We start from the raw sequence: 21,350 nt of genomic DNA, 5'->3' as shown, positions 1-21,350 counted from the left end.
ATCCAGAATAATGCCTTAGGCTTTTCTGGCAGCTCTCACAAATTTTAGAAAAGCCGTCTTGCTTTTAGGCGGCTTTTCTTCTCAATTGATTTAATAAAGAAGATATGGGGAGTTTCATGGCCGAAACAGGCATGGTCAATTTGGTGACGCTCGGCACGCTGATATTCGGCTATATCCTTGGTTCCATTCCCTTCGGGCTTATCCTGACGCGGCTTGCAGGGCTGGGCGATGTGCGTTCAATCGGTTCCGGCAATATTGGCGCAACCAACGTTTTGCGCACAGGCAACAAGAAACTCGCTGCTGCAACGCTTCTTCTCGATGCGTTTAAAGGCACCGTCGCCGTGCTGATTGCCTCGCGCTTTGGTGAATATGCTGCCATCGCAGCCGGGTTTGGTGCCTTTATCGGCCACCTCTTCCCCGTCTGGATCGGCTTCAAAGGTGGCAAGGGTGTCGCGACCTATCTCGGTATCCTGCTTGGGCTTGCCTGGCCCGGTGCGCTGGTGTTCATCGCCGCCTGGATCATCACGGCCTTACTGACCCGCTATTCATCGCTTTCAGCTCTTGTTGCGACCCTCATTGTCCCGATTGCACTTTACGTGCGTGGAGATCTTGCGATTGCAGCATTGTTTGCTGTCATGACGGTGATCATCTTCATCAAACATCATGCCAATATTTCGCGACTTCTGAGCGGCACCGAAAGCAAGATCGGCAAAAAGGGATGAAAGAGGGCGCGAATTCGAAGACTGGAATTCGCCTCTCCGACCGCCAACGGATTAACTGGCTACGTCTTATCCGAACCGAAAACATCGGTCCTGTCGCCTTTCGCGATCTCATTCTCTTTTGCGGCTCTGCAGCCAACGCAATCGAACGCTTGCCCGATCTCAATATTCGTGGCGGCGGCTCGCGGCCAGTGCGCGTTTCGTCATTGGACGATGCCGAGCGCGAGCTTGAAGCCATTGAGCATATGGGAGCTCGCCTTGTCGGCATGGGCGAGCCGGACTATCCGCAGCAACTGAAAAACTGTGAAGCACCACCACCGCTGGTCACCATCAAGGGCGATGCGAATGTGTTTCGCAAACCGCCCGTAGCAATCGTCGGTTCGCGCAATGCCTCAGTCGTTGGTGCACGTTTCACCGAAAAACTTGCGCGCGATCTGGGTGATGCCGGATTCGCCATCGTTTCAGGACTGGCACGCGGCATCGATGCAGCGGCCCATAAGGCCAGCATGGCAAGTGGCACGATTGCAGTTCTGGCTGGCGGTCTCGACCGGCCCTACCCACCTGAAAATCTGCCAATCTATCGCGCAATTCCCGAAAACGGCGGCGCACTGATTACAGAAATGCCGATGGGTGCAGAGCCCCGCGCGCGAGATTTTCCACGACGCAATCGAATTATTGCAGGGCTGTCGTTGGGCCTGATTGTCATTGAAGCGGCTGAACGCTCCGGCTCGCTTATCAGCGCGCGGATGGCTGGCGAAATGGGGCGAACGGTTTTTGCCGTGCCGGGCTCTCCGCTTGATCCGCGCGCTCGCGGTACAAACGCCCTCCTCAAGCAGGGTGCGACACTCGTTACGGGTGCGGACGACGTGATCGAATCTCTGGCACCACTCATGCCGGACGGCAGCACTGTACCCAATCCGATACAGACTGATCTCCTGAACCAGCTTGATGAAGAACCGGCCGTGCTGCAGCCGATCACTACAGACATGGAGCGCGATCTTATGGTCGACGCGCTTGGCCCTGTGCCGATTGATGTGGACGCTTTGGTCAGGCATGTCGGCATCAGTGCTGGTTCAGCACAACTGATTTTGCTGGAACTTGATCTTGCCGGGAGGCTGTTACGCTATCCCGGCAATCAGGTGGCTCTCATGCCGCAAGAGCAACATTTTTAAAGTCAGTCATATATATAGCTATGTTGATTGTCTCGCGCTTCCTGCAGTGCCATATCCATCAGATAGACCAGAAGATGACTATCGGTTGTCCTTGCCATTTTGACGAGTTCTTGCAGCATTTCTTCAATATACGCCAATGTCTCACGGTGAGTTGTCTCCCGTTGAACCATTTATGCCCCCACGACGTTTCCGTTTCCATCACGTGAAAATCACCCTTCTGGTTCAAACCCATCGGATATACCCCAGCCGAATACTACCACTGGCTTCACAATCTACAACAGCAATCTTAGGTTGTATTTGACGAATTTTGCCATCATGCTCTTGACCAAACGCAAACCGCTGTTCATGTGAAAGGCAACAATTTGAACGCGATGAAAGGGCATTTTGCCTTGGAAGGTCGCGAATCTAGGCTGCTTTAATGAACGTTGTCGTTGTCGAATCGCCTGCCAAGGCCAAAACCATCAACAAATATCTCGGCTCGAACTATAAGGTTCTGGCCTCGTTTGGTCACGTGCGAGATCTGCCAGCCAAGGATGGCTCCGTCCGTCCGGACGAAGATTTTGCCATGTCCTGGGAAGTGGACAGTAATTCCGCCAAGCGTCTGGCAGATATTGTCAAAGCGCTGAAGGACAGCGACGGACTGTTTCTGGCAACTGACCCTGATCGCGAAGGGGAAGCCATTTCGTGGCATGTGCTGGAAGTTCTCAACCAGAAAAAGGCTCTCAAGGGCAAAACGGTAAAGCGCGTTGCCTTCAACGCGATCACCAAGAAGGCCGTTCTTGATGCTATCGCCAATCCGCGTGACATCGACGAGCCTCTGGTTGACGCCTATCTGGCTCGCCGTGCTCTCGATTATCTGGTCGGCTTTACCTTGTCGCCGGTTCTGTGGCGCAAGTTGCCGGGTGCCCGTTCTGCTGGACGCGTGCAGTCGGTGGCCCTTCGTCTGGTCTGTGATCGCGAGTCCGAGATCGAGCGCTTCATCCGCGAAGAATACTGGAACATTGCCGCGCTTCTGAAAACGCCACGCAATGACAACTTCACGGCACGCCTCACAGCTGTCGATGGCAAGCGTCTTGGCAAGCTCGACATCAAGAATGAAGAGCAGGCAAGCGCAATCCGAACCATGCTTGAAGGCGCAAGCTTCAAGGCAGTCTCCGTTGAAGCTAAGCCAACCAAGCGCAATCCGGGCCCTCCGTTCACGACCTCGACTTTGCAGCAGGCAGCATCCGGTCAGCTCGGCTTTTCAGCATCCCGCACCATGCAGGTGGCGCAGCGCCTTTATGAAGGCGTGGACATTGGCGGCGAAACCACCGGTCTCATCACCTATATGCGTACCGACGGCGTGCAAATGGCTCCGGAAGCGATTACTGCTGCCCGCGACGCGATTGGCAAAAGCTTTGGCCCGAACTACGTGCCTGAAAAGCCACGTTACTATGCCAGCAAGGCCAAGAACGCGCAGGAAGCGCACGAAGCAATTCGCCCAACCGACTTTATGCGCCACCCGAAAGAAGTGCGCCGTTATCTCGACGAAGATCAGGCACGCCTTTACGAACTGATCTGGAAGCGCGCTATCGCAAGTCAGATGCAGGCAGCCGACATCGAACGCACGACAGCAGACATCGAAGCCTTGAACGGCTCGAAGTCGGCAATGCTGCGTGCCAACGGCTCCGTCACAAAATTCGACGGCTTCCTCGCCGCCTATATGGATCATCGCGAAGAAGAAGATGAGGACGAAGACAGCGCAAAGCTGCCTGAAATCCGCTCCGGCGAAACGATTGCACGTGAAAAGATCGATGCGACGCAGCATTCGACCGAACCACCACCGCGCTATTCTGAAGCTTCTCTCATCAAGAAGATGGAAGAGCTCGGTATTGGTCGTCCTTCGACCTATGCTGCAACGCTCGCAACCCTTCGCGACCGTGAATATATCACCATCGACAAGCGCAAGCTTATGCCGGAACCGAAGGGCCGTCTGGTTATTTCGTTCCTCGAAAGCTTCTTCAAACGCTATGTTGAATATGATTTCACAGCGGACCTCGAAGAAAAGCTCGATCTGATTTCCGATGGCAAGCTGTCATGGAAAGACGTGCTGCGCGACTTCTGGCGTGATTTCTCCGGCTCTGTCGATGACATCAAGGAACTGCGTGTTACCAATGTCCTCGATGCGCTCAACGAAGAACTGGCAACGCTTGCCTTCCCGGATCGCGGTGATGGCAGCGATCCACGCACCTGCCCGACTTGCGGAACCGGTCAGCTTTCGCTGAAGCTCGGCAAGTATGGCGCATTTGTCGGCTGCTCCAATTATCCGGAGTGCAAGTTCACCCGTCAGCTCGGCGGTGAAGGCAATGGCGATGCAGCGGCTTCTGATGAGCCGAAGTCACTCGGCAAAGATCCATTCACCGGCGAAGAGATCACGGCACGCACCGGACGCTTCGGACCTTATATCCAGCGTGGTGAGGGCAAAGAAGCCAAACGTGCCAGCCTGCCGAAAGGCTGGTCGGTCGATACACTTGATCATGAAAAGGCGATGGCCCTTCTGTCATTGCCGCGTGATGTCGGACAACACCCCGAAACAGGCAAAATGATTTCAGCCGGCATTGGGCGCTATGGTCCTTATGTCAGCCATGATGGCACTTTCGCGAACCTTGAAAACGCAGACGAAGTTTTCTCGGTCGGTCTTAACCGTGCGGTTGCCGTACTAGCCGACAAACAGTCCAAGGGTGCGGGTCGTGGACGTTCCACACCTGCAGCGCTTGCCACGCTTGGCGATCATCCTGATGGCGGCTCAATCACCGTCCGTGATGGCCGCTATGGTCCGTATGTCAATTGGGGCAAGGTCAACGCTACACTGCCAAAGGGCAAAGACCCGGCAAGTGTAACACTTGAAGAAGCCTTGGTGCTGATTGCGGCCAAGGCCGGAAGCACCAAAACAAAAAAGGCTCCTGCACGCAAATCTGCCGCTAAGACCGCAGATGGCGAAAAGAAAGCCGCACCGAAAAAAGCTGCCGCCAAGAAGCCGGCTGCTAAGAAAAAAGCCCCTTCCAAAGCAAAGGCGAAGGCGGCAGAGGAGTAAGAATTGGCGCGTCGTTTCCCCAAACCCGATACCGGACGGTCCGCAAGGACCGAGCGGCGTGCTAACAAGGCAAAATCCGAGGCCGCTCAGTCCGGAAACCCAGCCTCCTATTTGCCGACGCGTGAAGAAGTCCTCAAGTTCATTGAGGAAAATCCTGATCGCGCCGGCAAACGTGAGCTGGCCAAGGCATTCAACATCAAGGGCGACGCACGCGTCTATCTGAAAGACCTGTTGCGTGAACTTGCCGATGAAGGGCTCGTTCAAAAGCGCGATCGCAAATTGTCGCGCCCTGGTTCACTGCCACCAATTACCACTTTGAACGTCACGGGACGCGACAATGATGGTGGCCTTGTGGCTCGCCCAACGGACTGGGACGAAGTGGAATACGGTCAGGCACCTGTGGTGCTGATCCGCCGTACGCGTCTCAATAAAGCCTCCGATGGCCCCACTGTGGGTGTCGGCGACCGCGTATTGGCAAAGATTTTCCGCAGCAAGGAAAATGACGGTCCGGAATATTCAGCGCGCGTCATCAAGGTAATCGACCACAGCAGCAATGCAGTGCTCGGCGTGTTGCGCAAGTTGAGCAACGGCGAATGGCGGTTGGAGCCGGTTAACCGTAAGCAGCCGGAAGTGCAGCTGGACCAGCAATCTCTACAGGATGCTAAAAGCGGCGATCTGGTCGAAGTCGAGCTTACATCGTCACGCCGCTACGGCCTGCCAGCAGGCAAGGTGCGTCAGGTGGTCGGTTCCATAGACAGTGAAAAAGCGCTGTCGATGATTGCGATCCATGAACATGAAATCCCGCATATTTTCCCGGATGATGTGATCCGCGAAGCGGAAAGCGCCAAGCCTGCAACGTTGGACGGTAGGGAAGACTGGCGTAAGGTTCCACTCGTCACCATCGATCCGGCAGATGCCAAGGATCATGACGACGCGGTCTATGCAGAGCCCGATACGGACCCGGATAATCCCGGCGGACATATCGTTGTCGTCGCTATTGCCGATGTTGCAGCCTATGTGCGCCCTGATTCCGCACTCGATCGTGAAGCACTGAAACGCGGCAATTCGGTCTACTTCCCCGACCGGGTTGTACCGATGCTGCCAGAACGCATTTCCAACGATCTCTGCTCGCTGCGTGAATTGGAAGATCGCCCGGCACTTGCAGTGCGTATGGTGTTCGATGCCAACGGTCACAAGAAGTCGCACAAGTTCCACCGCATTCTGATGCGTTCGGCTGCAAAACTGGCCTATCCGCAAGCACAGGCAGCGATTGACGGTGCGACCGACGATAAGACCGCACCTATACTCGATACCATTCTCAAGCCGCTGTGGAACGCCTATGCAGCACTGAAGCGTGGTCGCGATGCCCGTGAACCGCTCGAGCTGGACCTTCCAGAAAAGAAAATTCTGCTGGCACCTGACGGCAAGGTCGATAAGGTCATCGTGCCGGAACGGCTTGATGCGCATAAGCTCATCGAAGAGTTCATGATTCAGGCCAATGTGGCCGCGGCTGAAGTGCTTGAAGCACGTCGCCAGCCGCTGATCTTCCGTATTCACGATGCGCCTGCACTCGCAAAGCAGGAAAGCCTGCGTGAGTTTCTCCGCACGCTTGATATGAACCTCGCAAAGGGTGCTGAACTCAGACCGGGCCAGTTCAATCGTATTCTCGAAGCTGTTGAAGGTACTGATCATCAGGAACTGGTCAATCAGGTTGTGCTGCGCACACAAAGTCAGGCGATCTACAGCCCTGACAATATCGGCCATTTTGGTTTGAATTTGCACAAATACGCGCATTTCACATCGCCAATTCGCCGTTATGCCGATCTGATCGTCCATCGCGCCCTGATCAAGGCTCTTGGACTGGGTAACGATGGGCTGACCACAATAGAAGAATCGCAACTCGACGAAACTGCCGCGTTGATTTCTTCAACTGAACGACGCGCGATGCTTGCCGAACGAGAAACGGTTGATCGTCTGATTGCGCACTTCCTCGCCGCCCATCTTGGTGACGATTATGAAGGCCGTGTTACAGGCGTTACCAGAGCCGGTCTTTTCGTGTCTCTTGCGACATATGGCGCAGACGGACTTGTGCCCATTTCAACTTTGGGTGATGAATACTATCTATATGACGAAGCGAACCATGCGATCGCCGGAGAAAGAAGCGGAAAAGGCTTCCGCTTGGGCGATACTGTCACGGTAAGGCTTGTTGAAGCGCTCCCCGTTGCGGGCGCGCTTCGTTTTGAGATGGTTTCAGAACCGCATTCCCTGCCGATGTCGACACGTTCGCATCATAAGGCAAGTAGGGGAATGCGCGGGCGCAAAGGAAAGCCAGCAGGCTTCTCCAGCTCCCCCAAAACAGGGTCGAAGAAAGCAGGCCCTAAGAGAAAAGGTCGCAGATGAGCACGTTAGAGGCCAATTCCACCAATAGTCATGTTCAGGTTTTCGGCGGCGAAAGCCATAAAACCGCACGTCCCAGCCGCCCTCTCGGCCAAGCTCTCTGGCGCGGATTCAAATGCCGCTGCCCGCATTGTGGCGAGGGAAAGCTGTTTCGCGCCTTCGTAAAGCCAGTCGATCATTGCTCTGTCTGTGGTGAAGATTATACGGAGCAGCGCGCTGATGATCTTCCGGCCTATCTGACAATCCTCATCGTCGGCCACATCGTGGTTGGCGCATTCATGGGCGTGGAAGCCACAACCAACCTGTCATTATGGGCTCATATGGCGATATGGGGTCCGATGATTGTGATCATGTCCCTGCTCTTGTTACAGCCTATCAAGGGCGCGACCATCGGCCTGCAATGGGCATTATTCATGCACGGTTTCGGTGGACAGGGTGAAGGCGATTACGGCGACGTCACTTAACAGGCGATTCTGCCGTGACCTCCCCCGTCCGTTCCAATCAGTCATCAACTCAATCGGCGCTGCGTCCACACGATGCAGCGTCGTTGTTGTTGATTGACCGGACAGGCCCCACGCCGCGCATTTTGATGGGCAAACGTCATTCCAGTCTGGTTTTCATGCCGGGAAAATTTGTTTTCCCTGGTGGACGGGCCGACGCAGTGGATGGCGCAATAGCGGCGGCAACAGAACTTAGTTCCAACGACACGCAAAAACTCATGACAGGCATGGGAGCACGTGCTTCACTGCGCCGAGCACGTGCGCTTGGACTATGCGCCATCCGGGAAACTTTCGAGGAAACGGGACTGCGGATTGCGCGCGCGTCCTTTGACAAGCCATCCTTTGATCAACCCTTTTCTGCCAAACGATTGTCATCTAGCAACATAATAATGCCTGATAACAAGGATTGGTGTGCATTCCTTGAACATGGTGCGTTGCCAGCACTTGGTGATCTACGCTATTTCGCTCGGGCGGTGACGCCACCCGGCAATGTCCGTCGGTTTGATGCGCGTTTTTTTATCGTTTTTCGTGACAGCTTGCCGGAACTTGAAACAGCAAAACTTGTTCCAAGTGGGGAACTGGAAGATTTGGATTGGGTGGCTATCGATGAAGTTGATAAACTCGACGTCGCCCGTATTACTCAGGCCATTCTAAAGGAAGCGCGAATGCTGCTCACAGAAACCCGGCTCGACCTGCCTGCCACCTTGCCTGTGGCACAATACAGCAAGCGGCATGGCCGCTTTGTCCGTGAAGTGATCTGAACTTATGAACAAAGAAATCCACCCCGCCGATCTTGCCTCCCGGGAACCGGAAGGCGGGCCGAATGAGGGCCAGATGCATTGGCGTTCGCTTGCTGCAGCAATTGCCACGATCAGCGCCATGGGCGCTGCAATTGGCTTGGGCATACCCCTCCTGAGCGTACTTCTTGAAGCACGCGGTCACTCAGCAAGCCTGATCGGCGCTAATACGGCTGTCGCAGGACTTGCGTCGATTGTCGCCGCACCACTCGCAGCACCTATTGCAGCCAGGTTTGGCGTCGCACGCGCCATTGTGCTGATGCTCATCATCGGTAGCGTCGCCTTCCTCGGCTTTCACTTCCTGCAGCCGCTCTGGGCATGGTTTGCACTGCGAATCGTGCTGCATTTTGCGCTGACTGTACTGTTCGTCCTGTCTGAGTACTGGATCAACGCCTCGGCCCCACCCGAAAAACGCGGGCTTGTACTCGGTATCTATGCGACATCACTTTCGATGGGCTTCGCCCTCGGGCCTTGGCTGTTCTCGAAGATCGGCAGCGCGGGAGGCATGCCCTTCTATGTGGGCTTTGCAATTATACTGGTCGCTATTGTGCCGGTGCTGCTCGCCTGGCGCGACAGCCCGGATTTTGAAGAAGGAGACCATGTTCCCTTCCTGCCGTTCATCTTTGCCGTTCCGACGGCAACCATGGCGGTCTTCGTATTCGGTGCCGTTGAAACAGGCGGTTTCGCGCTCTTCCCGGTTTTTGGCGCACGAGTCGGATATGACGAAGGGGATGCAGCACTGCTGCTGACAATGATCGGTCTTGGCAATGTGCTGATGCAGATCCCGCTCGGCATCATCAGCGACCGTATTTCAGACCGGCGCAAGTTGCTTCTGTTCTGTGCTGTGACAGGCCTCATCGGCATGATCGCCCTGCCGTATCTTATGCAGAGCTGGTACCTGATGGCTGCTGTCCTGTTTTTATGGGGTGGTGTCGTGGCCGGACTTTACACGGTCGGCCTCGCGCATCTTGGTTCAGAGCTGACCGGCCGTGAACTGGCTTCCGCCAATGCCGCCTTTGTTTTCTGCTATGCAATCGGCATGCTCGCCGGACCTCAAGCGGTCGGTGTGGGCATGGATGCGATGGGTCCAAAGGGTTTCCCGCTCACTCTTGGCATCTTTTTTGCAGCTTTTGCACTCTTTGCTGCGATAAGACTTGTTCAAAGGAAGAAGCGGGGTTGACTTTTCGCCCTCAATCCGTAGTGTCGCGCCGAATTTCCGCTTCTAGCCAATTGGCGAGACTCGCAGCGGTTTAATCATGAAAGAGCAGGTATTTCGATATGGCCAAGGCTACGACCATCAAGATCAAGCTTTTGTCGACCGCTGACACCGGCTTCTTCTACGTAACGAAGAAGAACAGCCGCACGATGACGGAAAAGATGACAAAGACAAAGTACGACCCGATTGCGCGCAAGCACGTCGACTTCAAGGAAACGAAGATCAAGTAATTTTCGTTTCCGCCGCCAGACATCACTGGCAGGAATCAAAAAGCCGTCTCTTACGAGACGGCTTTTTTCGTTTGCACACGGGATGCGCTTTAACATTTTTTGACGCGCATCTTGCCCGAAAACCGCTTCGCACTTTTCGGGATGGGTTTTTATCCGTCGCGCATCTTGTCCGAAAACCGCTTCGCACTTTTCGGGATGGGTTTTTATCCGTCGCGCATCTTGTCCGAAAACCGCTTCGCACTTTTCGGGATGCGCTCTAAGCAGCAGACAGAACAATCCTGTTGCGGCCGTTTTTCTTGGCTTCATATAATGCGGCATCAGTCCGTGAGAAAAGCGCCTCGGCAGTGTCACCACCCATAAGGCGCAGCGATGCAATGCCGATACTGATCGTCATATTTATAGTGTGTTTGCCACCGGCCAGCAGGAAAGGCTTCTCCGCAACTGCTTCGCGAATGCGTTCAGCCACTGCGGCGGCCGCCATTATATCGGTATCGGGCAGAACGATCGCGAATTCCTCCCCACCATAGCGGCACAGGACGTCCATGCCACGAATCTTCTTGCGCAGCCGCACTGCGAATTCCCGCAACACATCATCGCCGCCATCATGGCCATATTGGTCGTTCACACGCTTGAAATGGTCAAAGTCGATCATAACGACTGATAAAGGCCGCTCACGCCCCGTAGCGCGCGAAAGCAGCACCGGCATGTGTGTATCAAGGTATCGACGGTTATGCAGCCCTGTGAGGCTGTCTGTCACCGCCATGGTGATTGTGCGGTGCAGGCTTTGACGCAAAAGATCGTTGTAGCACTTTCGCTTGATCTGCGTACGCAGCCGCGCATAAAGCTCAAGCTTCTCCAAAGGTCGCATCACATAGTCATTTACGCCCAGCTCAAGAGCACGGACCACCAGCGAACCTTCATCCTCGTTCACGATCAGGATGATCGGCACAAGCCTTGTACGCTCGATTGTACGCATCTGCGAGCAGAGCCGTAGCGGATCGTAATAGGTAAAATCGGCTGAAATGACGATACTGTCGTAGTCACTCTCAATCGCCTTGATCAGCGCGCCATTGGCATCATGCGCAACATCGACAAAATAATCTTCACCCAAAATCATGCGAAGGCGAGCGGCAGCCAGTTCGTTCTCATCTACAACGAGAATGCGTGCGGCATCCTCGCCGCCCCCAAAACGACCGGAGAGCTTAGTGACAAGCAGCGCTTCCACTTCCGTGTCGGCAACTGTTCCGGTGCGCTGGAACAATTCGTCGGAAACCATCTTGAGCCGGGCAAGGCTCTTGACGCGGGAAAGCAGCTGAAGATCTTTGACTGGCTTCGACATGAAGTCATCTGCGCCTGCTTCAAGTCCCTTGATTTTGTCTTCTGCGCCATCCAGCGCTGTCAGGATCACAACAGGAATATTGGTAGTGCGCGGGTCATCTTTTAAGCGGCGGCAAACTTCAAAGCCATCCATTTCGGGCAGCAAGACATCGAGTATGACCACATCAATCTGACCACCGAGGCAAATTTCGATGGCTTCTGCGCCGTTACTGGCGGTCACAACCTCGTAGTACTCGCGCAAGAGCAGAGCTTCCAGCAGCTTTACGTGTGATTCCGCATCGTCAACGACGAGAATTCTTGCCGTCATGATTGCCTAGCCCCCCAGATCCTCACGCCGTAAACTTCCCCGCCTTGGAAGTGATCAGGCGTCACCCAGATAAGATTTTATGGTCTCGATAAAACGCGGAACCGAAATCGGTTTGGAAATATAGGCCTCACAGCCTCCCTGACGAATACGTTCCTCATCGCCTTTCATGGCAAAGGCCGTCACTGCAATCACCGGTATGTGGCGCAGTTCTTCATCATCCTTGAGCCATTTCGTCACTTCCAGCCCGGAAACTTCAGGAAGCTGAATATCCATCAAGATAAGATCAGGGCGATGCTCGCGGGCAAGATCAAGCGCCTCAAGACCGCTTCGGGTCCTGATGGTTTCATATCCGCTGGCTTCGATAAGATCGCGAAACAACTTCATATTGAGTTCGTTGTCCTCGACGATCATCACACTTTTGGTCATCGAATATTCCCTGGCCTTATTCTTTCCTGTTCAAAGACAGGTTTGTCTGCCCATCACACCGATATCGTTCCTATATAGTCTAAGCGCATTTCATTGACGAATGGCAAATATTCACCAAATCTCACGTTGTCGCGCAGCTATTGTAAGATATATCCCAGAAGAACAGGAATCGGCGTTTCGGGGCCTGAAATGCCAAAACAATGATCGAAAGTGAAGAAGCAGATGAAAAGCCTCATGAGCCAAACGGATGCAGAAAACCTTGCAGTCGAAGCACTTGTATGGCTGGCTCAGGACAAGGATCTGATGCCGCGTTTTCTCGCACTCACCGGCATAGAAGTTTCGTCAATTCGGTCTGCTGCTCAGGAACCGGGTTTTCTGGCGGGCGTTCTGCAGTTTTATCTCGGCCACGAACCGACCCTGCTACGCTTTTGCGAAGAGACTGGGCGCGATCCTGCGACCATTGAAAAGGCAGCCTCACTGTTGCCCGGCGGCTTAAATCATCATCTTTAAAGCGCGTCGCGTTTTATCATGCCCAGACGACGCGCTTTAGAGCGCGTTTCGATCTGATTATTTGTTTTAACGCGCATCTTTGTCCGAAAACCGTTTCACACTTTTCGGGATGCGCTCTAAGTCTTTGTTTTTACGCATATCGTTAACGGAAAACCGGTCCCCACTTTTCCGCGACATGCTTTAGAACGGCACAGCGAATGCTGAACCAGCTCAACAGTTCTCCAATATAAAAAGCGCCCTTACGAGGCGCTTTTTTACGTCACTAAAATTTACTCTGCGCTTGCAGCTTCTGCAGCCGACACGCTCAAAACGCTCAGCTCATGTGCTTTGCCGTCGCGCGCAATCCAAGACATGGACTGACCTGGCGTCAGACCGATAAGTGCCGTGCCGATTGGCGTCAGAATAGAAATCTTGCCCTGAGCAATATCCGCCTCGCCCGGATAAACCAGCGTGACCTTGCGCTCGTGCCCGTCATTGGAGCGAAATTCGACTGTCGAGCCCATATGTACGACATCCACCGGCAGTTTCTTCTGCGGCACCACCTTGGCGCGGTCGAGTTCCTGCAACAATTCCTCGGCCACTTCCTCCAGCTTTTCGGAGACGTTCCCGGCCAGAATTGTCAGGCGTTCGTGGTCGATGTCGCTGACGACGATCTTGGGCTTCTTGCGATTCTTTACGCTCATGACGATAGCTCACTGCTGTCTAATGATAATTGTTCCCCGTAACGATTCCGGTCCGGAGTAACTGATTGAATTTTGGAAGAAAGCGCTTTTAGTAATTCCGCTTGAAGGCAAGCGGCAAACCGTCCCCCGGAATCCTCTGCGCTGAGCAGGACTCGAGGGTTGCTATCCCGTGATCGGTTGAACCCGATGGAGTATGGAAGCAAAACGGTTGTTCATGATGCTAAACTTGGTGATATCCTTGCCAATGTCAAGTGCACTGCTGACAGGACATGAGAGTGGCGGTGGCATTGCCAGGCTTTAGTGCTATAAAACGATGTTCCTTTTATGTTCATGAAATCGCACGCAGCCATGGTCGATCAGTTCGCAGAAAATAGTTCAGAGCAAGGTTTCTGCCGCGATTGCTTGTCGCTGCAAAAGCTCGAGTCTGCGCGACGCTGTCGTGCCTGTGGCAGTCCACGTCTGGTTCGCCATAAAGAACTTTACAAATTGTCGCTCGCCCATGTCGATTGCGATGCTTTTTATGCCTCAGTTGAAAAGCGAGACAATCCAGAGCTTCGCGACAAGCCGCTTATCATTGGCGGCGGCACGCGTGGCGTGGTTTCGACCGCTTGTTATATTGCGCGCATTCATGGTGTGCGGTCTGCCATGCCAATGTTCAAAGCACTGGAGGCCTGTCCCGAAGCGGTTGTGGTTAAACCAAATATGGAGAAATATGTTCGCGTCGGGCGTGAAGTCCGACAGCTGATGCTCGACCTTACCCCACTTGTCGAACCCATTTCCATTGATGAGGCATTTCTCGATCTGGGGGGGACGGAGCGGCTGCATCGTGCACCAGCAGCGATTGTGCTGGCGCGTTTTGCCAAACGTGTCGAAGAAGAAATTGGCATCACCATTTCGGTGGGTCTGTCCTATTGTAAATATCTGGCGAAGGTCGCGTCTGATCTTGAGAAGCCGCGCGGCTTCTCGGTCATCGGCGAAGCCGAAGCGCTCGATTTTCTGCGTAACAAGCCGGTCAGCATGATCTGGGGTGTCGGAAAATCCTTCAACGCCAAGCTTGAAAGCGACGGCATTCGCACAATCGGACAACTACAGACCATGGATGAAGGTTCGCTCATGAAAGCCTATGGCACCATGGGTCAGCGGCTATTCAGGCTTTCCCGCGGACAAGATAGCCGCAAAGTTGAGCCCGAACACGACATGAAAAGTGTTTCGGCCGAAACAACATTCAACAAGGACCTCTCGCAAGCGAGCGATCTGGTGCCGGTGCTGCGCGCCTTGTCTGAGAAGGTTTCGCAGCGTCTGAAGGCTGGCGACATTGCCGGACGGACGGTCGTGCTCAAGCTTAAAACACAAGATTTCAAATTGCGGACGCGCAATCGTCAGCTTGCAGATCCTACTCAGCTTGCAGATCGTATTTTCCGTACGGGCCTTCAGCTTCTGGAAAAAGAACTGGATGGAACCAAGTTCCGGCTGCTTGGCATTGGCGTTGGTGAACTCTCGCCGGACGACCGCGCCGACCCGCCGGATCTCGTTGACACACAGGCTACAAAGCGTGCGGTCGCAGAAGGCGCTATCGATCGCTTGCGCAACAAGTTTGGTCGTAACGCAGTCGAAACCGGCTACACATTCTCAAAAGGCAATCTCGCACGCCCGCAAACGCCCGCCGACCGTGACCCGGACGAATGACACTGCCCTCGACAACCCGCAACAAAGCCTGGGAGAAAAATAAATCAATCACGGCTAACCGCTTGACGAAGCGTGTCTGGATCAATATTGGAACTGCTCAAGAGAGCGCTGACTGATTTGACAGACCTCTTACGGATGGCCTCATGGCGGAGTGGTTACGCAGAGGACTGCAAATCCTTGCACCCCGGTTCGATTCCGGGTGAGGCCTCCAACCTTTTCTCACTTTCATTATAAGCAATTGAAATCACTTTGATATTTTTCAAGGTGTAGCAATCGGTTCTTAAGGTGTTCCACCACACCTAAGTCGGGTGTGGCAAGATGTTCACCTTGCACCCCTCAATGCCTCTGCTTCCATTTTCCCCTATTTCTTATCCTGCGCCAACACAGCAAGAACCTGATCAAGACGTGTGTTTGTTCCGCGTAAAACCTCGCGCGTCTCGCCCCGCAATTCTCTTACACTATCTCGCAATTGCTTTCCTTAATGCATTGGTGTCCAGATTGAACGTATCACGTGGCGATACATTTCTCATTGACTCTTCTATGTATCACGATATGATACAAAAACTAGGAGCAAGCGATGATACGATCTTATAGGGATGCCACTACAGCAACAGTCGCCAGCGGTAAGACATCGAAAGGCTTCCCGGCAGATTTGTTAAAGTCGGCAATTCGCAAGCTCACCATGATAGATAGTGCTGTTAAACTTGATGATCTTCGTTCACCTCCCGGAAATAGGCTGGAAGCCTTAAAAGGAAACCGTGAAGGGCAGCATTCAATTCGTATCAATGACCAATGGCGCATTTGCTTTGTTTGGACGGATGCAGGCGCTGAACAAGTTGAGATTGTTGATTACCATTAATATCAGCCAAGACAATCCAAGGAGGGTGATCATGGCGAATATTCAACTACCCCCGGTCCATCCCGGCGAAATCCTTCGTGAGGAGTACCTTATTCCGCTTGGCATGAGTGCTGGAGCGCTTGCCAAGGAATTAAACGTCCCTCGCACTCGTATTGAGCGCTTAGCTAAAGAACAGACTTCCTTGACACCAGACACTGCTTTGCGCCTTGCCAAGTTCCTCCGTACAACACCAGAGTTCTGGATGAACATGCAGGCAAGCTATGACCTTAAGACGGAAGCCGCAGCCATTAAGGATGAACTTGCAGAAATACATGAGCTTAAAGCTGCTTGACGAAAACCCCGCTTCGGCGGGGTTTTTATTTGCCTCGACACACTCCTCCGACTTACTGCAGAGTAGGATAGGGTATCGTCATCATCGGCCTTGACTCGACATCCCCATATCGGAACATCATTGCCTCTAACGTCTGCGCGGTCGAAAGGCATATCATGCGCATTATTATCATTCTCGGCTGCCTAATCGTTGGAACGGTTCTTGGTATTTATCTGTTTGGAGTTATCTGGCGCGCCAGTTCTCAGGAAGGATCAATGGCGATGATCGTTGGAGGAGGAACACCGGTTGTCCTTGCCGCACTGGCGTTTCTCAATACAAGAGGAGCGGATGGTCAGCTGCCAAGCCTCGGAAACATGCGGACATGGCTCACCCTTTTGGGAATAGCAGCACTTGCAGCGGGGCTCTTCGTGATTTTGATCATCGCTCTGTTCCTGCTGGTTCAGCGCGGCTAGAGACCGAATTTTGCCCCGTGCGGTCAGTGTGTGTCACGTTGACACGAATAGTTTTGGTGCGGCCTTCCAAGAAAACACCCTCTGGCATCTGTTGCGCGGAAGGGCTTTGCACGGTTTCGTTTGCCGATACCGAAATTTGGGTCGTCTGCTGAGATGCGAACCGGATCCAGTGTGTTGCGCTGGCAATCGGTCCTCTCCATACCTACCTTGTCCATATTAGGTTAGTATTCATCACTGGTCTATAAGGGAGGCGTATGAGAAACCTGATATTACTTGGAATTGCTGCACTCGCATTGAATCCGGCCGTCGCGCTTGCTGCCACGGATGCGGAAATAGTGACAGAAATGGCAACCAAGTGCTGGATACTCCCCGAAGGCGTTGATTACCAAAGGGCTTCAGCCACATTCGAAGTCACTTACAACTCAGACGGTGAGTTATCGCGTGTTGTAACAGTCGACTATCAGCCTGTACGCAAGGCCGGTGAAGTATTTGCTATCAGCGCCCAACAGGCATTGATGGAATGTGCAAACAAGACCTCTGTTAAATCGAGAACCATACGCGTTGTCATGAGGTTTACAGCCCCTCAATCAAACGGGCCGTTGATAATGAAAAGGCCTCTTCGTTAAACTTCTCCACTGAAGTCCCAACCTTGATGCTTACAAGCCGTGAGTTGCGCATCAAAGCCAGAAGCCGCCGGTTACGTTTGGTTGTCTCGGTGACCGGGCTTATTTCCCAATTTTATCCCTCTTCCCCAGCAAGTTTCGTAATCTTGCCGGGTGGCGTCAGAGGTTCAGGAACCGGAACGCCGGTGTGCAGCTGTTCAAGGCCAGAATAGAGATCGCCCTGCACCTGAGCTGTCAGTCGTTCAGCATCGCGCATGCGAATATCGCGTAGCGTGTCCTCTGCCAGGCTTTCATCCAAGCCAAGCTCGCAAAGCGCTTCCTTTCCGAAAAGAAGTGCGGATTCAAATGTTTCGCGTAACTCGAAATCCACGCCCGCTTTCAACAACTCAATGGAATGCGTGCGATCAAAGGAGCGCACCATGATCTTGGCTGCCGGAAAATGAGATTTGACCAGATCCACGATCCTGTTGGCCGTCTTCCGGTCATCCACGCATATCATGACGACTTCAGCCTCGTCGGCGCCCGAATGATGCAGAATGTCGAGACGCGATCCATCACCATAAAATATCTTGAATCCGAACCGCCCAGCTTCGCGAATACGGTTGGGATCAGCCTCGATAATCGAAACGTCCGATCTCTGGGCAAGGAGCAATTGCGCCGCGATTTGTCCGAAACGCCCGAAGCCGATCATCAATACCCGGCCTTTGAGATTGTGTGCGGATTCAACGCCTTCGAGAGACGGCGCTTCGTCGCGCAGAAGCCGGGAACCCAGAAGCAGCACAAACGGTGTAACGGCCATCGACAAAATGATGACGGTTGAAAACAACGCGTTGTCGCGTGCTGAAAGCAGCCCGTTACCGAATGCCGACGTGTAGAGCACGAAGGCGAATTCGCCGCCCTGCGCAAAAAGCAGTGTCCGTTCGAGCGCCGAACGATGGCTGGAACCGAAAATTCGGGCGACGGCATAGATGCCGATTGCCTTGGTAATCACATAGGCAATGAGGAAGATGAGGACTGTGGACCAGTCCGAAGCAACCACACCAAGATCGAGCGACATGCCGACAGCCAGAAAGAACAGTCCCATCAGGAGTCCCTTGAATGGCTCAATGTCGCTTTCGATCTGGTGCCTGTAGCTGGAACCGGACAGCATGACCCCGGCCAGGAAAGCGCCCATCGCCATGGAAAGGCCACTTGCTTCCATCAGCAGGGCCGCCCCGAGCACGACAATCAGGGCGCCAGCCGTCAGAACCTCGCGCGCTCTCGCACGCGCCAGCAAGGAGAAGAAGGGATCAAGCAGCCAGCGCCCGACAGCAATCAGCAGCAAAATAGCGCCAATGGCCGTTGCAATGCCCAGGATTCCACCGGATTCATGCTGGGAAGGTGAAAGAAAAGCAACGAGCGCCAGCAGCGGCACGATCATCAGGTCTTCAAGCAGGAGGATGGAGACGGCCTTCTGGCCATCGGGCGTGGCGATTTCCCCTCGCTCCTGCAGTATCGACATGATGACGGCTGTGGACGACAGCACGAAACCGGCCCCCGCGATCAAGGCCGTTATCGGAGATAGGCCCAGAAGAACCCCCGTCCCCGTCAGAAGGACGATACAGCCGAGAACCTGTGCAAGACCGAGACCGAATATCTGCTGCCGCATTGTCCAGAGCTTGCCGGGGCGCATTTCAAGTCCGATAACGAACAGGAACATCACCACGCCAAGCTCGGAAAAATGCAGGATCGTAGCGGGATCTGTGAAGAACCCGAAAACCGAAGGCCCCACCAGAGCACCGGCAGCGAAATATCCCAGCACCGAACCGAGACCCAGTTTCCGAAACAGCGGCACCGCCACAACTCCGGCGGCGAGCAGAACCACTGCGGGCCCAAGTGTCTGTCCAAGTCCTTCAGTCGCCATAGAGTCTCCGTGTCGGGATCGGCTTATTCTGCTTTACTAATATAACAAGTCAATAAAAACTGAATAATTAATCCATTTCCGTCAACCGGTTTTGAACTCCATCCATGCTGTCAAGGCCAAGCTAATTAGCAATTATATTACAAGCAGTTAGACAGAACAGCCTATTGAGGATCGGTAAGTTGCGACTTGGCAACTGTCTTGACCACCCAGTCGGCAAAGACGCGAAGGCGGTTGCTGAGATGCCGGTTGGGTGGATAAACCAGATAAATCGGCATCGGCTCGATCTGCCATTCCTGCAGGACAGGGCGCAACGTGCCGTTTTCGATGTCGTCCCTCACCATGAACAAAGGTGCCTGCACCACGCCCAATCCAGCGCGCGCAGCGGCGAGATAGGTGGTCGATTCGTTCGCTGCCACGACGTAGCGCCCATTGACTTCGATCTCCTCCGTCCCTTTTTTGAAACGGAACGGCATCTGCTGGCCAGTTGTGGGGCGGAAATAGCCGACCACCGTGCAGTTCCTGCTCAGATCGGATGGATGGAGCGGCGTGGAACAACGGTCGAGATATTCGGCGGAAGCACAGGCGATGAAATGCATGTCGCCGATGCGCCGCGCAATCAGCGACTGATCGGCCAGCTCGCCAATGCGGATGGCGCAATCGACGTTCTCCGCCACATAATCGACAGGCCGGTCCGATACGCCGAGATCGATCTGGATATCCGGATAACGCTGGTGAAACTCGATCAGCGCCGGAATGATGATCAGATTGGCGACCGCGCTCGCCATTTCAACGCGCAGACGCCCCTTGGGCAAGGTCTGAGCACTCGACAGGCTGCCGTCAAGTTCCGCGAGATCGGCCAGTAATCGTGCTGCGCGCTCATAGTAAAGTGCGCCGTCCGGTGTTACGAGAACACGGCGGGTCGTACGATTGAGGAGTTTTGTACGAAGATGGGCTTCCAATCCCTGAATGAGATTACTGATCGTGGCTTTAGGCACATTGAGAGACGCGGAGGCGCGCGTAAAATTCCCGGTTTCAACGACCCGGAGAAAAGCGCGCATGGCCGAGAGTTGATCCATTTTCAATAGCCATCATTGTTCGAGATTATGGATAGTGTAACCAATTTAAGGTGACTATTCCAGATAGTAGACAATGATACTATCTCAACATGGCAGTTTGCCGCTAGTGGTTTGATTCCGACATTCGCTCTTAAGTGCTACGCCTGTCGATAAATGTCGGAAATAGACCACTAGTCACGAAAGCAAGAAAGATGTGCGAGAAATTTACGGTTGGAACAATGCAGGCTGGTGATACCGACTGCACGGCGCGCATTTATCGCGGTGCCAAGTTGCTTTCACCGCCGCCAGTGGTTTTACACCTGCATGGGGGAGCGTTCTCGAATAGCTGTCTTGGTGCCTGCGAACGCGTTGCAGAAACACTTGCCGAGGCAGGTGCGGTAGTCGTGTCGCCGGAATATTCATCGGCCTGTCTCAATCCGTTCCCGGCGGCGCTTGAGGTGGCTTATTCAATTATGACTTCGATGCGCGCACGTTGCCCGGAGTTTGCGCACAAGAAGTCGATGCTGTTCGTCGCCGGTGAAGAGGCGGGTGGCAACATTGCTGCCGGTTTGGCGCTCATGGCGCGAGATCAAAATCTGGCAGAACTCAAGGGTCAGATATTGCTTTCGCCTATGCTCGACCCCTGCCTCGCTACAGCGTCTTTCCGCAAATATTGTCCGGAAAGTGCGGTTCAGTCGATGGCGGATGGCTGGCAGAATTATCTTGGAGAGTGTGCAGGGTTTACGCACCCTTATGCTGCTCCCGCGCTTTGTACGCGTCTGGCGGGGCTGGTGCCAACTCTGCTTGTGTCCAGTGCCCAGTGCCCGATGCGCGATGAAACGCAGGCCTATGCCGAGCGCCTCCGTCAGGCGGGCGTGAAGGTACAATCACATGTCCTGCCCGGAAAAGCCGGATGGATAGCCGAAAACAAGGTGGCGGGCACCGACTGGTCGCCACAGGAACATAAACTTATCGACCTGTTTTCCGATTTCTTCCGGCAGGCAGGAGCAAAGCCAATCGCAGCATAACATCAGTTTTAAAGTCCTCCCAAGCTTTGATCTGGTGCTCACATT

At 53.9% G+C, this 21,350-nt stretch carries 20 protein-coding genes and 1 tRNA gene; 16 read left to right on the top strand and 5 right to left on the bottom strand.

Translation table 11 applies throughout. The annotated features are described in order from the left end of the window. Positions 1-116 precede the first annotated feature (116 nt). The 8 genes from plsY (at position 117) to rpmG (ending at position 10,104) form a co-directional block, all read left to right on the top strand. On the top strand, positions 117-722 hold the full coding sequence (gene plsY, locus ACSME1_RS15855) for a glycerol-3-phosphate 1-O-acyltransferase PlsY (RefSeq protein WP_100557222.1): 606 nt from the start codon (positions 117-119) through the stop codon (positions 720-722). Continuing rightward, positions 719-1,891 carry a DNA-processing protein DprA gene (gene dprA, locus ACSME1_RS15850; protein WP_105707585.1) on the top strand — a complete coding sequence of 391 codons (1,173 nt, stop codon included), beginning with the start codon at positions 719-721 and terminating at the stop codon, positions 1,889-1,891. The genes plsY and dprA overlap by 4 nt, the downstream gene beginning before the upstream one ends. 418 nt (positions 1,892-2,309) lie before the next feature. Beyond that, complete coding sequence (gene topA, locus ACSME1_RS15845; protein WP_024900231.1) at positions 2,310-4,964, top strand: type I DNA topoisomerase; 2,655 nt, start codon at positions 2,310-2,312, stop codon at positions 4,962-4,964. A 3-nt stretch (positions 4,965-4,967) separates the two neighbouring features. Then, entirely contained in the window at positions 4,968-7,364 is a 2,397-nt protein-coding gene (rnr, locus tag ACSME1_RS15840; protein WP_024900230.1) for a ribonuclease R, read from the top strand. Beyond that, positions 7,361-7,825, top strand: coding sequence for a DUF983 domain-containing protein (locus ACSME1_RS15835; protein ID WP_024900229.1), 465 nt, complete (start codon positions 7,361-7,363; stop codon positions 7,823-7,825). Before rnr ends, ACSME1_RS15835 begins: the two co-directional genes overlap by 4 nt. 155 nt (positions 7,826-7,980) lie before the next feature. Continuing rightward, positions 7,981-8,622, top strand: coding sequence for an NUDIX hydrolase (locus ACSME1_RS15830; protein WP_432206031.1), 642 nt, complete (start codon positions 7,981-7,983; stop codon positions 8,620-8,622). A 73-nt stretch (positions 8,623-8,695) separates the two neighbouring features. Further along, positions 8,696-9,838 carry an MFS transporter gene (locus ACSME1_RS15825; RefSeq protein ID WP_105707614.1) on the top strand — a complete coding sequence of 381 codons (1,143 nt, stop codon included), beginning with the start codon at positions 8,696-8,698 and terminating at the stop codon, positions 9,836-9,838. A 98-nt stretch (positions 9,839-9,936) separates the two neighbouring features. Continuing rightward, a complete protein-coding gene (gene rpmG / locus ACSME1_RS15820; protein ID WP_007878621.1) occupies positions 9,937-10,104 on the top strand; it encodes a 50S ribosomal protein L33 in 168 nt (55 codons plus the stop codon). Positions 10,105-10,360: 256 nt separating this feature from the next. Here rpmG and ACSME1_RS15815 read toward each other — a convergent pair whose 3' ends face one another. Next, on the bottom strand, positions 10,361-11,749 hold the full coding sequence (locus ACSME1_RS15815) for a PleD family two-component system response regulator (protein WP_105707583.1): 1,389 nt from the start codon (positions 11,747-11,749) through the stop codon (positions 10,361-10,363). 54 nt (positions 11,750-11,803) lie between these two features. Then, entirely contained in the window at positions 11,804-12,175 is a 372-nt protein-coding gene (locus ACSME1_RS15810; protein WP_024900225.1) for a response regulator, read from the bottom strand. A gap of 222 nt (positions 12,176-12,397) precedes the next feature. On the opposite strand from ACSME1_RS15810, the gene ACSME1_RS15805 reads away from it, so the two are divergent. Continuing rightward, complete coding sequence (locus ACSME1_RS15805; RefSeq protein WP_024900224.1) at positions 12,398-12,685, top strand: DUF3572 domain-containing protein; 288 nt, start codon at positions 12,398-12,400, stop codon at positions 12,683-12,685. A gap of 269 nt (positions 12,686-12,954) precedes the next feature. Here ACSME1_RS15805 and rnk read toward each other — a convergent pair whose 3' ends face one another. Continuing rightward, positions 12,955-13,368 carry a nucleoside diphosphate kinase regulator gene (gene rnk, locus ACSME1_RS15800; protein WP_036568655.1) on the bottom strand — a complete coding sequence of 138 codons (414 nt, stop codon included), beginning with the start codon at positions 13,366-13,368 and terminating at the stop codon, positions 12,955-12,957. 348 nt (positions 13,369-13,716) lie between these two features. Between rnk and ACSME1_RS15795 the strand changes: the two genes are divergently transcribed. From ACSME1_RS15795 to ACSME1_RS15770, 6 genes are all read left to right on the top strand, one after another. Continuing rightward, a complete protein-coding gene (locus tag ACSME1_RS15795) occupies positions 13,717-15,054 on the top strand; it encodes a DNA polymerase IV (protein WP_100557227.1) in 1,338 nt (445 codons plus the stop codon). A gap of 137 nt (positions 15,055-15,191) precedes the next feature. After that, a tRNA-Cys gene (locus ACSME1_RS15790) sits at positions 15,192-15,265 on the top strand. A 366-nt stretch (positions 15,266-15,631) separates the two neighbouring features. Continuing rightward, the gene (locus ACSME1_RS15785) at positions 15,632-15,913 is read left to right on the top strand and encodes a type II toxin-antitoxin system RelE/ParE family toxin (protein WP_084486982.1); all 282 of its coding nucleotides are present in this window, start codon (positions 15,632-15,634) and stop codon (positions 15,911-15,913) included. A gap of 31 nt (positions 15,914-15,944) precedes the next feature. Continuing rightward, a complete protein-coding gene (locus ACSME1_RS15780; protein WP_024900221.1) occupies positions 15,945-16,244 on the top strand; it encodes a HigA family addiction module antitoxin in 300 nt (99 codons plus the stop codon). Between the two features lie 155 nt (positions 16,245-16,399). Further along, positions 16,400-16,696 (top strand): hypothetical protein, encoded by a 297-nt coding sequence (locus tag ACSME1_RS15775; protein WP_024900220.1) that lies wholly within the window; start codon positions 16,400-16,402, stop codon positions 16,694-16,696. Positions 16,697-16,950: 254 nt separating this feature from the next. Continuing rightward, the gene (locus ACSME1_RS15770; protein WP_024900219.1) at positions 16,951-17,322 is read left to right on the top strand and encodes a hypothetical protein; all 372 of its coding nucleotides are present in this window, start codon (positions 16,951-16,953) and stop codon (positions 17,320-17,322) included. A gap of 112 nt (positions 17,323-17,434) precedes the next feature. On the opposite strand, the gene ACSME1_RS15765 is transcribed toward ACSME1_RS15770, so the two are convergent. Next, on the bottom strand, positions 17,435-19,222 hold the full coding sequence (locus tag ACSME1_RS15765) for a monovalent cation:proton antiporter-2 (CPA2) family protein (protein WP_105707582.1): 1,788 nt from the start codon (positions 19,220-19,222) through the stop codon (positions 17,435-17,437). Between the two features lie 161 nt (positions 19,223-19,383). Then, positions 19,384-20,298 (bottom strand): LysR family transcriptional regulator, encoded by a 915-nt coding sequence (locus tag ACSME1_RS15760; RefSeq protein WP_024900217.1) that lies wholly within the window; start codon positions 20,296-20,298, stop codon positions 19,384-19,386. A 191-nt stretch (positions 20,299-20,489) separates the two neighbouring features. On the opposite strand from ACSME1_RS15760, the gene ACSME1_RS15755 reads away from it, so the two are divergent. Beyond that, complete coding sequence (locus tag ACSME1_RS15755) at positions 20,490-21,305, top strand: alpha/beta hydrolase (RefSeq protein WP_024900216.1); 816 nt, start codon at positions 20,490-20,492, stop codon at positions 21,303-21,305. The last annotated feature ends 45 nt before the right edge of the window (positions 21,306-21,350 follow it).

This window comes from Brucella pituitosa (assembly GCF_965577835.1).
Taxonomy (GTDB): Bacteria; Pseudomonadota; Alphaproteobacteria; order Rhizobiales; family Rhizobiaceae; genus Brucella; species Brucella pituitosa.
This window is presented reverse-complemented; position numbering and strand designations above follow the sequence as displayed.